General features: G+C 73.5%; 8 protein-coding genes. 5 read left to right on the top strand and 3 right to left on the bottom strand.

Annotated elements, in window-relative coordinates:
- Window positions 1-21 precede the first annotated feature (21 nt).
- Window positions 22-3,351, top strand: a complete 3,330-nt coding sequence (locus ABZ937_RS32295; protein ID WP_361696962.1) for a BTAD domain-containing putative transcriptional regulator — start codon at window positions 22-24, stop codon at window positions 3,349-3,351.
- On the opposite strand, the gene ABZ937_RS32290 is transcribed toward ABZ937_RS32295, so the two are convergent.
- The gene (locus ABZ937_RS32290; RefSeq protein ID WP_361696960.1) at window positions 3,338-5,227 is read right to left on the bottom strand and encodes a sigma-70 family RNA polymerase sigma factor; all 1,890 of its coding nucleotides are present in this window, start codon (window positions 5,225-5,227) and stop codon (window positions 3,338-3,340) included. The genes ABZ937_RS32295 and ABZ937_RS32290 overlap by 14 nt on opposite strands.
- A gap of 264 nt (window positions 5,228-5,491) precedes the next feature.
- Window positions 5,492-6,238: a helix-turn-helix domain-containing protein gene (locus ABZ937_RS32285; protein WP_361696958.1), complete on the bottom strand. Its 747-nt coding sequence runs from the start codon at window positions 6,236-6,238 to the stop codon at window positions 5,492-5,494.
- 373 nt (window positions 6,239-6,611) lie between these two features.
- Between ABZ937_RS32285 and ABZ937_RS32280 the strand changes: the two genes are divergently transcribed.
- From ABZ937_RS32280 to ABZ937_RS32270, 3 genes are all read left to right on the top strand, one after another.
- Window positions 6,612-7,994: an NAD(P)/FAD-dependent oxidoreductase gene (locus ABZ937_RS32280; RefSeq protein ID WP_361696956.1), complete on the top strand. Its 1,383-nt coding sequence runs from the start codon at window positions 6,612-6,614 to the stop codon at window positions 7,992-7,994.
- A 131-nt stretch (window positions 7,995-8,125) separates the two neighbouring features.
- Window positions 8,126-9,778 (top strand): ATP-binding SpoIIE family protein phosphatase, encoded by a 1,653-nt coding sequence (locus ABZ937_RS32275; RefSeq protein ID WP_361696954.1) that lies wholly within the window; start codon window positions 8,126-8,128, stop codon window positions 9,776-9,778.
- A 65-nt stretch (window positions 9,779-9,843) separates the two neighbouring features.
- Window positions 9,844-10,647 carry a methyltransferase domain-containing protein gene (locus tag ABZ937_RS32270; protein WP_361696952.1) on the top strand — a complete coding sequence of 268 codons (804 nt, stop codon included), beginning with the start codon at window positions 9,844-9,846 and terminating at the stop codon, window positions 10,645-10,647.
- A 14-nt stretch (window positions 10,648-10,661) separates the two neighbouring features.
- Here the strand turns inward: ABZ937_RS32270 and ABZ937_RS32265 are convergent, their stop codons facing one another.
- On the bottom strand, window positions 10,662-11,927 hold the full coding sequence (locus tag ABZ937_RS32265) for an MFS transporter (RefSeq protein ID WP_361697114.1): 1,266 nt from the start codon (window positions 11,925-11,927) through the stop codon (window positions 10,662-10,664).
- Between the two features lie 134 nt (window positions 11,928-12,061).
- On the opposite strand from ABZ937_RS32265, the gene ABZ937_RS32260 reads away from it, so the two are divergent.
- A complete protein-coding gene (locus ABZ937_RS32260) occupies window positions 12,062-12,610 on the top strand; it encodes a MarR family transcriptional regulator (RefSeq protein ID WP_361696950.1) in 549 nt (182 codons plus the stop codon).
- The last annotated feature ends 368 nt before the right edge of the window (window positions 12,611-12,978 follow it).

The raw sequence follows: 12,978 nt of genomic DNA, 5'->3' as shown, positions 1-12,978 counted from the left end.
ACCCACCGCGACAATGACCAGGTGCGGTACCGAATCCTGGGCGTAACCCAAGCAGCAGACGACCAGGGCACCCCCGTACCCATCGGAGGCCAACGCCTCCGCACACTCCTCGCCGCCCTCGCCCAGCGTCCGGGCCGCACCAGCACCCCCGACACCCTCATCGACGAGATCTGGTCGGACGACCCGCCCCAGGACGCCCCCGCCGCCCTCCAGGCCCTCGTCGGCCGCCTCCGCCGTATCCTCGGCCGGCACACCATCGCCTCCACCCCGGGCGGCTACCGCCTCGAAGCCACCGAGGCCGACGTCGACCTCCACGTCTTCGAACGGCTCACCCGCACCGGCACCACCGCCCTCGCCGCCGGCGACCCGGCCACCGCCCACCGCACCCTCACCGAGGCCCTGTCCCTCTGGTACGGCCCGGCCCTCGCCGACCTCCCCGACCGGACCGCCGCCACCCGCCCGGAGGCCCTGCGCCTGGAGGCGACCCGCGCCCGCGCCGCCGCCGCCCTCGCCCTCGGCCGCGCCCGGGAGGCCGTACCGGAATTGCGGGAACTGACGGCTGCGCATCCGTACGACGAGCCCCTGCGCGTCCTCCTCATCCGCGCCCTTCGGGACACCGGCCGCCCGGCCGACGCCCTCGCCGCCTACGAGTCCGCCCGCCGCACCCTCGCCGACACCCTCGGCACCGACCCCGGTCCGGAACTGAAGGCCCTGCACGCGTCGTTGCTGCAACAGGAACACCCGGAGGGCCAGGGCCCTCGGCCCCCCGCCCGACCCCCCGAGCGCACGGGGAATCTCCGCCCCCGCCTGACGTCCTTCGTCGGGCGGGAACCAGAGCTCACGGCCATTCGTTCCGACATCGCCAGCGCCCGCCTGGTCACCCTCACCGGACCAGGCGGCTCCGGAAAGACCCGCCTCGCCGAGGAGGCCGCCGCAGGCCTCCCCTCGGCCTGGCTGGTCGAGCTGGCCCCGCTCGACCGGCCGGAGGCGGTGCCCGGCGCGGTGGTCAGCGCGCTCGGTCTGCGCGAGACCGTGCTCCTGACCAACGAGCTGGGCACCCCGCAGGCCGACCCCACGGTCCTGCTGATCGAGTACTGCGCCCCGCGCAGCCAACTCCTGATCCTTGACAACTGCGAGCACGTCATCGGCGCGGCAGCCGCCCTCGCCGAGACCCTCCTCACCCGCTGCCCCGGGCTCACGATCCTCGCGACCAGTCGTGAACCCCTGGGAGTCCCCGGTGAGTCGGTGCGCCCGGTCGAGCCCCTCGTCCCGGAGCAGGCGCACCGCCTGTTCGCCGAGCGGGCGAAGGCCGTCCGTCCCGACGCCGACGCCGTGCTGGGCGACACCGCGGCCGTGGCGGAGATCTGCCGCCGCCTGGACGGGCTGCCGCTCGCCATCGAGCTGGCCGCGGCCCGGCTCAGGCTGCTGACGCCCCGGCAGATCGCCGACCGCCTCGACGACCGCTTCCGCCTGCTCACCTCCGGAAGCCGCACGGTCCTGCCCCGCCAGCAGACCCTGCGCGCGGTCGTCGACTGGTCCTGGGAGCTGCTGGACGAGCGGGAGCGGACGGCACTACGCGAGCTGTCGGTGTTCGCCGGCGGCTGGGACCTCACGGCGGCCGAGGCCGTGTGCACCGGCCCGGCGGCGGACCTGATCGGCGCCCTGGTCGACAAGTCCCTCGTCGTCGCCGCCCCGCACGACCCCGACGGCACAGGCACCGGCTCCGGCACCGGCTTCGGAGCCGGCATGCGCTACCGCATGCTGGAGACCATCCACGAGTACGCCACCGAGCGCGCGGCCGAGGTCCCCGGCCTGCGCGCGGCGGCCGAGCGCCGCCATCGCGCGTGGGTGCGGTCACTGGTGGAGGAGGCGGAGCCACAGCTGCGGTCGGCGGCCCAGCTCCCCTGGTTCTCCCGCCTGGAGACCGAGCTGGACAACATCCGCGCGGGCCTGGACCGCGCGGTGCGCGCGGGCGACGAAGCGGAGGCGGGCGCCGTCGTCCTGGCCATCGGCTGGTTCTGGTGGCTGCGCAACCACCGCCAGGAGGCGGTGGCCTGGGTGAGGCTGGTGCTCCGCCTGGGCATCGCCCTGGACGCCCTGCCCGAGGGCGCGCCGCCCGAGGAGCTGACGGCCCGGGCGGAGTCCGCCGACCCGGTGGGCGCCCTCCTCGCCGAACCCGAGGGCCGGGCCGGGCATCCGCTGGACGAGCTGCGGATGGACCTGCGCATGCTCGACCTGTTCCTGACCTCCGAGTCGGGCGCGGAGAACCTCGCGGCCGACGAGCGGGCCCCGCGGTACATCGCGCGCGTGCGGGCCGCCTACGAGCGCGGCGGTCCCCGGGCCGCCCGGCTCCCGGGCATCGTCTGGCCCCTGACCGCCTACTACCTGGGCGGCCCGGTGGACGTCCGCCCGGACCTGACGGCATCGGTCGCCAACGCACGCCGGCACGGCGGCGACTGGGAGGTCGCGGTCGCCCTGATGTACCGCGCGCACGTGGTCGTCGACTCGCCGGGCAACCTCCAGGGCGTGGACGAGGACCTGGCCGAACTGCGGATGCTCAGCCGCCGCGTCGGCGACCGCTGGATGCGCGCCCAGGTGTGCAGCGCGGCCGGCGAGGCGGCCATGGCGCGGGGCCGGTTCGACGAGGCCCGTAGCGAGTACGAGGAGGCGCTGCGCCTGGCCTACGAGGTGGGCGCGTACGCCGAGTCGCCGTTCCTGATGGCCCGGCTCGCCGAGATCTCCTTCCGCTCCGGCGACCGGGAGGCCGCGCTGGCCGCCCTGGACGAGGCGGGAACGGCAGCCGACCGGTACGCGGTGCCGGAGTCCCGGGCCTTCGTGCTGCTGCTGCGCGCCCACATCGCCCTGCGCGACGGGCGGACCGCCCATGCCCGCGAGCTGTACGAGGCGACCCGCGCCGCGGTGGGGGACGGCACCCCGCCCCCGCAGTTCGTCGCGGCTCAGCGGATGGTCGAGGCGCTGCTCGCGGCCGACGAGTCGGGCCCGGCGCACGGGGTGCCGATCGTGGCGGACGCCCTGCGCGAGGCCGTGGACCACCGGTGCGCCGAGGTGATCACCGCAGGTCTGGTGGACGTGGGGGCCGGACTGCTGGCCCGGCTCGGCGATCTGCCCGGCGCGCTCCGGCTGTTCGCCGCCGCGGACCGGTGGCGCGACGGCTGCCGGCGGCCCGAGCCGGAGCGCGGCGAGGCCGCCCGGGTGCGGGCCGGCGCCCGCGCGGCACTGCGGGCCGACCGCTACGCCGCCGAGTGCGCGCGGGGCGCCGCCCTCGCCGTGCCGGACGTCCTGCGCGAGCTGGACACCGCGGGACGCCGGAGGCTGTCTACCGGCAGGTGAACCGGGACTCCGCCCAGTCCGCCAGCGCCGCCCGGTCGATGGCGTTGCTGTGCGGTTCGACCACGAGCCGTACGGTCTTGCGCCCGGTGAGGTTCACATGGACGGGGACGGCCTGCTCGCGGCCCTTGACCATGCCGGACTGCCACAGCGGGGCCCCGTCGGCGTAGACGGAGAAGGAGACCTTGCCGAGCCCGAGGGTCATGTCGTCCACGCCCGCCAGTGCGTCGTACGCGGTGCACTGCCGGTTGAGGGCGATGGTGACGGAGGACTCGCCGTGGACGGTGGCCCCGCCCTCGTAGCGCGTCCCGCCGATCGACATGCCGTACCGCTGCCACACCCAGCTGCTCGCGCCGAGGGCGATCTCGGGCTCGGTGCCGTCGCCGTTGGCGTCGAAGCGCAGCTCGCTCAGCTCGTAGACGGCGGGCGTCGGAGGCGGGGTGGGTGGGGGTGTCGGGGTCGGAGTGGGCGTGGGCGTGGGGGTCGGCTTCGGTGTGGGAGTCGGTGTGGAGGTGGGAGTCGGTGGAGGGGTGGGCGTGGGGGGCGGCTCGGGGACCACGGCCACGGGTGCCACAGAGGTCACCGGCGTCACGGGTGCCACGGGTGCCACGGGCCGCACAGGCTTCGGCGCGGGCTTCTGCTTCTTCGGCGGTGCGGACGCCGGTGACCCCGGCTGCACGATCGGTGTGGACGGCGACGGCTCGGCGACCTCCTTCGCCGGATGGCTGTCGTTCGCCAGGGCCAGCGCGACCGCGGCGGCGGCCACCGCGACGACACCGGCCGCGATGCCGGCCTTCACCGGCGCCCCGAGCCCTTCGGAGACCGCGGCTCCGCTCGCGCCGCCCGCGCCGCCGGACGACCCGGTGGCCGTGGCGGCGGCCCCGGCGGCCCCGACCCCGGCGCTGCCGGCCACGATCCCGAGCGCCTTGGCGTACCCGGCGGCCCCGAACCAGCCGATGACCGCGACCGGGACGACGCCGGGGATACCGCTCGCGACCTCTTCGATCTGCGCCGCCGCGAGCCGGCACCTGGCGCACTCCTCCAGGTGCTTGCGCAGCCCCCGTTCGGCCCGGACGCGGAGCTTGCGGCGGGCGTAGGTGCCGAGTTGGTCGGCGTAGCGGGCGCACTCCTCGTCATGGGTGAGGCTGGCGCTGACATGGGCCTGGAGGTAGGCCTGCTTCAGTCCCTCGCGCGCGCGGCTGGCGAGCACCCGGGTGCCGTTGGCGTCCAGCCCGAACAGGACGGCGACCTCACTCGGGGACTCGTCCTCCACCTCGGTGTGCCACAGCACGGCCTGCCAGCGCTCGGGCAGCGAGCGGAAGGCCTGCATCGCCATGGACTGCTCGGCCTCGTGCATGGCCCGCACGTCGACGGACGCGGTGTCGTAGGCCGTCTCCGTGGACCGGGTGGCGTGCTGGGCGAAGACCGCGAAGTCGTCGACGAGCTGCTCCCGCCGGGCGGACTTGGTCCAGTGCGCGGCGACGCGTCGTACGGAGGTCAGCAGATAGGCGCGTACGGCGTGCTCGGGCCCGGATCCGCCGCGCACGGCCTGCAGCATCCGTGCGAACACCTCGGCGGTGAGGTCGTCGGCGGTGTGCCCGTCCCGGCAGCAGGTGCGCGCGTACCGGCGCACCGCGTCGGCATGCCGGCGGTACAGCTCCTCGTAGGCGGAGTCGTCACCCCCGCGCATCCGCTCGATCAGTTCACCGTCGGCGGCCGGCGTCTCCCGGGGCGGCGGCAGCACGCTTCCCTCGCGCTGGGCCGGAACACTGGAGGAAGCCGGGCGCCCGCCTTGCTTCGGTACGTGGGGTGAGGTCAGACCACGAGGCTCCGCGTCCCCGTCGTCACCGCGTGACTCGTCCCACCCGTCAACGCTCATCGCGGAAAGCCCCCGACACCGGCCCAGCCCAACCCGTCACCGGCTCAGAGTGCCACAAGGCCTTTCACCCAAGGCCCCCTCCGCACACCCCATCCACTCATCCGAGCGGACTTGCCCACACACCCCGAACCCCCCCGAGGCACCCGCGCCCGCCGACGGCGAACGCGGCCCACGAGGGCCACCCGCACCCGACCGCGAAAGCCGCACGGTGGATGCGGGTGGGCGAAACGAGGATCCTGGCGAAGGCGAAGCCTAGGCAGCGGCCTACGCCGGCCGGGACCGCAGTCCCTCCAGCAGGATGTCCAGCAACCGTGCCGACGCCGCCGCCTGCTGCGCCGCATCCGGCAACGAGGGCGCCGCCGTGGCGATCACCAACAGCACGTCGGCCACGGACACATCCGCCCGCAGCTCACCCGCCGCCCGCGCCCGCTCCACCAGCTGCCCGACCACGTCGAGCAGCGCCCCGGCACCGGCGTCGTCGGCCACCACCGCGGTCTCGTCCGACACCAGCCGCAGCTCACCACCGCCCGGCTGCACCCGCTGCTGAGGCACCCGAGCCTCCTCGGCGGAACCGGCGGAGCCGACCCGCAGCACCTGCGGCGGCAGCAACCGTCCCGCCCCCGACGCCACGGACGTGCGCAGGAACCGGGACAGCGCCGACCACGGCTCGTCCTCCTGCCCGAGCGCCGCCCGCGCCTGCTCCGTCAGCCGCGCCGTCTCCTCCTCCGCGATCCGCCGGACCAGTACGTCCTTGCTGGGAAAGCGCCGGTACACCGTGCCGACCCCGACCCGGGCGCGCCGCGCCACGTCCTCCATCGGCGCGCCGTACCCCAGCTCGCCGAACACCTCACGCGCCGCACGCAGCACGTGCTCCAGATTGCGCTGTGCGTCCACCCGCAGCGGAGTCGTCCGCGCGGCGTCCGCGCGTCCGTTGCCCACCGCCGCGGTCATCGTCTTGCCGCCGGGCGCGATGGCGGCCGCAGATGCCCAATGCGTGTCCTGAACATGCATGTGTTTCCCCCGGTAATGACGTCTCCCCCCGGAGACTCTCCCCTGAATCCGGGGTGCGCGGAACTGGCATCGGTCCCGACCGGAACCGCCCGTCGCGGATCCCGTCGACCACATTCCCTACACCCCGTCGACACACGAACATAGTTGAGAGGGAGTCAATTCAGAAGGGGCAGGTTCCGCACAGTGCGCCCCCCGATCGGAGTACGGGGCGTGTACGTCCCGATTGCCGCCCTTCGCCCCCTGTCGCCCGCCCCCGCTGACCTGCCCCCTTTCGTCCTGCACGGACACCGCGGCCGGCCCCCCGCACACCCGCCCGCCGGTCACACAAATTGCCGGGGCTGTGGACAAACACCAGCGCCGGGTGCGTCATGGGATGGTGAAGGAACGTGCGCGCATTCTGGTTGTCGGCGGCGGCTACGTCGGGATGTACACGGCCCTGCGCCTCCAGCGGAAGCTGAAGGCCGAGCTGAGGAGGGGCGAGGTCGACATCACTGTCGTCACTCCCGACCCCTACATGACGTACCAGCCGTTCCTCCCGGAAGCCGCCGCCGGCTCGATCTCCCCGCGCCATGTGGTCGTACCGCTGCGCCGCCTCCTGGACCGCTGCCACGTCGTCATCGGCGAGGTCACCTCCATCGACCACGCGACGCGCACCGCCGCCGTCAGCACGCTCGCCACCGCCGAGGAGGAGGGCAGGCCCGCCGAACTCCTCGGCTACGACGAACTCGTGCTCGCCCCCGGATCGGTCTCCCGCACCCTGCCCATCCCCGGCCTCGCCGAGTACGGCATCGGCTTCAAGACCGTCGAAGAGGCCATCGGCCTGCGCAACCACGTCATCGAACAGATGGACATCGCCTCCTCCACCCGCGACCCCGCGATCCGTGACGCCGCCCTCACGTTCGTCTTCGTCGGCGGCGGCTACGCCGGCGTCGAGGCCCTCGGCGAACTGGAGGACATGGCCCGCTACACCGCGCGCTACTACCACAACCTCCGCCCCGAGGACATGAAATGGATCCTCGTGGAGGCCACCGGCCGCATCCTCCCGGAGGTCGGAGCGGAGATGGGCCGCTACACCGTCACCCAGCTGCGCCGCCGCAACATCCAGGTACTGCTCGACACCCGGCTGGAGTCCTGCGCCGACCGCGTCGCCGTACTCAGCGACGGCCAGCGCTTCCCGACCCGTACGGTCGTCTGGACGGCCGGCGTCAAACCGCACCCGCTGATCGCCGCCACCGACCTGCCGCGCACCGACCGCGGCCGGCTGAAGTGCACCGCCCAGCTCACCATCGACGGTACCGAGCACGCCTGGGCCGCGGGCGACGCCGCCGCCGTACCCGACGTCACGGCCGCCGAACCCGGCACCGAGACCGCCCCCAACGCCCAGCACGCGGTCCGCCAGGCCAAGGTCCTCGGCGACAACATCGTCCGCTCCCTGCGCGGCGAGCCCCTCCAGACGTACGCCCACGCGTACGTCGGCTCGGTCGCCTCCCTCGGCCTGCACAAAGGCGTCGCGCAGGTCTACGGGCGCAAGCTGAAGGGCTACCCTGCCTGGTTCATGCACCGCGTGTACCACCTCAGCCGGGTGCCCACCTTCAACCGCAAGGCACGGGTGTTCGCCGAATGGACCCTCGCCGGGCTCTTCAAACGGGAGATCGTCTCGCTCGGTTCGCTCGAACATCCCCGAGCGGAGTTCGAACTGGCGGCCGGTGGAAAGCCTCCTCACAGCCCCTCGGACGACCCGAAGGGGTCTTCCTGACCGGACCCAGGAACTCCATGGACCGCCGATGCGTCTGACCGGTGTCGCCGCGGCCCGCTCCCTGCCAGACTGCCCCACGTCCTCGGACGGGCCACCTGCCCGCCCACCGCACCCACGAGGCTTTCCCCACAGTGAACTTCACGCGCTGGAGCGCCCGGCTCCCCGGAACGCAGCGCCGCGCCGCCGCGCGGACCGAGACCCCGGTCTCCCCGGACCGGCGGGGGGAAGGCTCCGTGCCCGCGGCCCGCGCCGAACCGCCCGCAGACGACAGACCCCCGGTGCCCGCCGTCGACGAACTGCCGGCGCGTGACGTCCTGGACCGCGTCCCGGCCCTCGTCGCCCTCGTCCACGGCCCCGACCACCGCATCGCCTACGTCAACGACGCCTACACCGCGGCCTTCGGCGCCCGCGCCACCGGCGCGGCCGCCCGCGAGGCCCTGCCCGAACTCGCCGAACTGGGCCTGCTCCCGCTGCTCGACCAGGTGCTGCGCAGCGGCAAGCCCCGCACGCTGAAGTCGCGCAAGGCTGTCGACGGCCGCTCGTACACCTTCACCTGCACGCCCGTCGCGGAGGACGGCGACCGCGATGCCGGCGTGCTGGTCTTCGCCACGGACGTCACCGACCACGCCGAGGCCGCCGAACGCCTGCGCGCCAGCGAGCGCCGCCAGCGCGAAACGGCCGTCACCCTCCAGCGCTCCCTGCTCCCGCAGGAACTGGAGCAGCCCGACGACCTGCGCATCGCCGCCACCTACCTGCCCGGCGGCACCGAGGCCGCGGTCGGCGGCGACTGGTACGACGTGATCACCCTCGGCGGCGGCCGGACCGCCCTGGTCATCGGCGACGTCATGGGCCGAGGTGTCCGCGCGGCGGCCGTCATGGGCCAGCTCCGCACGGCCGTCCGCGCCTACGCCCGCCTCGACCTGCCCCCGCACGAGGTGCTCCAGCTCCTCGACGGCCTCGCCACCGAGATCGACGCCAACCAGATCGCCACCTGCGCCTACGCCGTCCACGACCCGAACGAGGGCCGCCTGGTGTACGCGTCCGCGGGCCATCTGCCGATCCTCGTCCGCGACGAGAGCGGCGCGGTCTCCCGCGCCGACGAACCCACCGGCCCGCCGCTCGGCACCGGCGGCTGGATCCACGCCTCCGGCTCCATCGCCCTCGGCCCCGGCGCCACGGCCGTCCTCTACACCGACGGCCTGGTCGAGCGCCGCGACGCCGACCTGGACGAGGGCATCGCCGCGCTCGAACGCGCCCTCGCCGGCGCCACCGGCACCCCCCAGGTCGTCTGCGACCGCCTGGTCCGCTCGGCCGGCGTCACCGCCGACCACGACGACGACGTCGCCGTCCTCGTCCTCCAGCACCCGGCCCGCACGGGCCCCGACGGCGACCTCTTCCGCAACGCGGCCCTCGAACTCCTCGGCGGCGTCGAAGCCGCCCCCCGCGCGCGAGCCTTCGCCTCCGGCGTCCTCACCAGCTGGCGCTTCCCCGCCGAGCTGCACGACCTCGGCGTCCTCGCCACCAGCGAACTGGTCGCCAACAGCCTCCAGCACGGCACCCCGCCCATGCGGCTCAGACTCCGCCGCACCGACCGCCGCCTCATCGTCGAGGTCACCGACGGCGACGACCACCTGCCGAGGCGCCGCCGCGCCGAGCCCGGCGACGAGTCGGGCCGGGGCATCGCCATCGTGGCCACGATCGCCTCCAGCTGGGGCAGCCGCCGCACCCCGGGCGGCGGCAAGGCGGTGTGGTGCGAGTTCGTCCTGCCGAAGGCAAAGCACTGACCGGCCGCCGTACCGTCCCGCGCGGCACACGGCGATGAGCCGCATCCGGTGTTAGAAGCTCAGCCATGGCACACGGACACCACAGCAGTGCAGGTCCCGAGGGCTACGACACCCACAACGCCCCGATCATGGGCCCGTTCGTGGCCGAGCTGCTGGACGCGGTGGACCTCGGCCCCGGAGCCGTCGTCCTCGACCTGGCGTGCGGCACGGGCTTCGCCGCCCGCGCCGCGGCACCCCTGGTCGGCCCCACCGGCCGGGTCTTCGGCGCCGACATCGACGCGGACATGATCCGGGTGGCCCGGGACCGCCACCCCCGCCTCTACCCGGACATCGAGTTCACGGTGGCCCCCGCCGACCACCTGCCGTACGACACCGCCGCCTTCGACGCGGTCGTCTGTCAGCAGGGCGTCCAGTTCTTCCCCGACCTCGCCGCCCCCCTCACGGAGACGGCCCGGGTCACCCGCCCCGGGGGCCGCTTCGCCGCGACCGTCTGGGCCCCCGTCGACCGCCAGCCCTACTTCCTCGCCCAGCAGCGAGCCGTCCAGCGGTACGGAGGCCCCGACGCGGCCCGCTACTTCACGCGGGCCTTCACCACCACCGCCGAGCAGCTCACCACCGCCCTCGACACGGCCGGCTACCGCGACACCGCCCACCGCGAGGTCACCTTCGGCATCACCCTGCCCCCACTGGACGAGTACGCCCACGCCCACCTGTCCGCCCTCTGGGGCGGCCTGCTCAGGGAGGCCGGCGGCGAGGAAGCCCTCAGCCGCGCGGCCGACCTGGTCCGCGACGAGTTGGCCACCCACCTCGCCGCAGACGGCACGACGACCCTGCCCTTCACCGCGGTCCTGGTCACAGCGACCCGCTGACGACAGCGGAGCGCCTACGCCTCCGCCGCCACCGGCTCGGCCGGCGCCCCGCCACGCCTGACCACCCGGGTCCCGCGCGCCAGCCACGGCCGGTCCTGTACGGCGGTGAGCTGCCGGCCCAGCCGCAGCGCCAGGTAGGTGATCCCCAGCGAGAACAGCAGGAAGGTCACGACGTACGGACCGTGCAGCGAGGCACCCAGGGGGCCGCCCACCGCCGGGCCGACCGCCAGCGCCAGCTGCTTGACCAGCGCGAACGCCGAGTTGTACTGCCCGGCCATGCCCTCCGGCGCCAGATCGGCGACCAGCGGCGCGACCGTCGGCGACAGCATCGCCTCACCCAGCCCGAACAGCGCGTACGTCGACACGAACGCGGCCGTGGCCATCTCCTGGCTGCCGTGCCCCAGCCCCGCGTACCCGGCGGTCAGCCAGGCCACGGCCCAGATCAGGCCGACCGCGGCGATGACCCGGGACCGGCGGCGCCGCTCCACGAGCCTCAGCACGGCGAACTGGGCGACCACGATCATCAGGGTGTTCGCGGCCAGCGCCGTACCCAGAGCGGACGTGGATATCCCGGCCGCCTCCACGCCGTAGGCGCTCAGCCCCGACTCGAACTGGCCGTAGCAGGCGAAGAAGAGCACGAAGCCCAGAACGCACAGCTGCACCATCGCCCGGTTCCCGAGCAGCTGCTTCCAGCTGCCCTTCGCCGACCGCGCCGGCGCGTCCTCGATCCGCGGCGAATGCGGCATCCGTACCGTGGCCATCACCACGACCAGCAGCAGGAACATCGCCGCCTCGATCGCGAACAGCAGGGTGAACGAGGACACGCGCGTGGTGTCGACGAGATGGCCGCCGATGAGGCCACCGACACCGAGGCCCAGGTTCTGCAGGAAGAACTGCGTCGCGAACGCACGCGAGCGGGTGTCCGCCGAGGAGCAGTCGACGATCATCGTCGCCAGCGCCGGCTGCATCACGGCCTGCCCGGCACCGAGCGCCGCCGCGGACAGCAGCACCGTCGCGGCACTGCCCGCCAGACCGAGGCTCAGCGCGCCCAGAGCGGCGGTCACCAGGGCGGCGAGCAGGACCGGCAGCGGGCCGCGCCGCACGATCGCCCGGCCGGCGAACGGCAGCACGATCAGCGCGGCCACGGCGAAGACGGCGAGCACGAGTCCCGCCGTCATGGCTCCCAGACCCCGCACCTGCGCCACATAGACGTACAGGTAGGGGACGGTGAAGCCGAGCCCGAACGCGCTGAGTGCGTTGCCCACGTGGATCCGGCGCATCGCTGCGCCCATCGCCCTGGTCACGTTCACCTCTCTCACTAGTTAAGTCTGAAGACTTCAAAGCTAAAGTTCGAAGCTAAAGAGTACACAGTCAAGGACTTCAAGGCAAAGGGGTCGCGTGCGATACTGCGGACATGGCCGACACCCCCGGCATCACGGAGCCGACACTCGAAGAGCAGATCGCGGCGTACCAGCGCGAGTTCCGCGACCTGGATCCCCAGGTCGAGAAGATCGTGTCGGCGCTGTCCCGGCTGAACCGCCGTATGAACGTCGCGTACGGCCGCCAGACCGGCGCCCTCGGCATCAGCAACGCCGAGTGGGAGGTCCTCAAGGCGCTGGTCCTCTCCGGCGCCCCCTACCGGATGGGTCCCAGCGACCTGGCCAAGCGGCTCGGCCTCACCCCCGCCGCGATGACCCACCGGATCGACCGCATGGTCGCCGAGGGACTGGTCACCCGGGAGCGCGACGAGTCCAACCGCGTCCGGGTCATCGTGGAGCTGACCCCGGAGGGTCGCGAGAAGTGGCTGGAGGCCATGCGCCTGGCGACGGTCTTCGAGGAGGACCTGCTCCAGGACCTCACCCCCGCGGAGCGCGCGGTGCTCGGCGAGGTCCTGACCCGGCTCCTGCGCAGGGTGGAGCACGCCCAGCCGGACGCGGGCGGCCGGCTCAGCGACCTCGACTGAAGCGGTCATAAAAGATCTTGACAGCAGGGTGTTGACACGCCCCTGCCCGCTCCGTAAAGTTCTTCGGGTTGCCGCGGAGCCGTAACGGTTCTTCGACAGCACCTCAGCCGCCGCAGGCGGCACCCCTCACACCACAGCACGATCCCCCAATCGGGTTGATTTCGGCGCGCCCGAATTCAATTCGAATAGGGACTCGGCGGTCCGATTGGGAATCGCCGGGCGGATCCGCTAAGGTTTGAGACGTCGGAACGGCCCAACGGCCCGGAAGACAAGCCCCCCTGACTGGGAGTCAGACGCCGAAAGGATCTGATAGAGTCGGAACCGCCGGAAAGGGAAACGCGAGAGCGGGAACCTGGAAAGCACCGAGG

The organism is Streptomyces sp. NPDC046727 (genome assembly GCF_040645635.1).
Lineage (GTDB): Bacteria > Actinomycetota > Actinomycetes > Streptomycetales > Streptomycetaceae > Streptomyces.
This window is presented reverse-complemented; position numbering and strand designations above follow the sequence as displayed.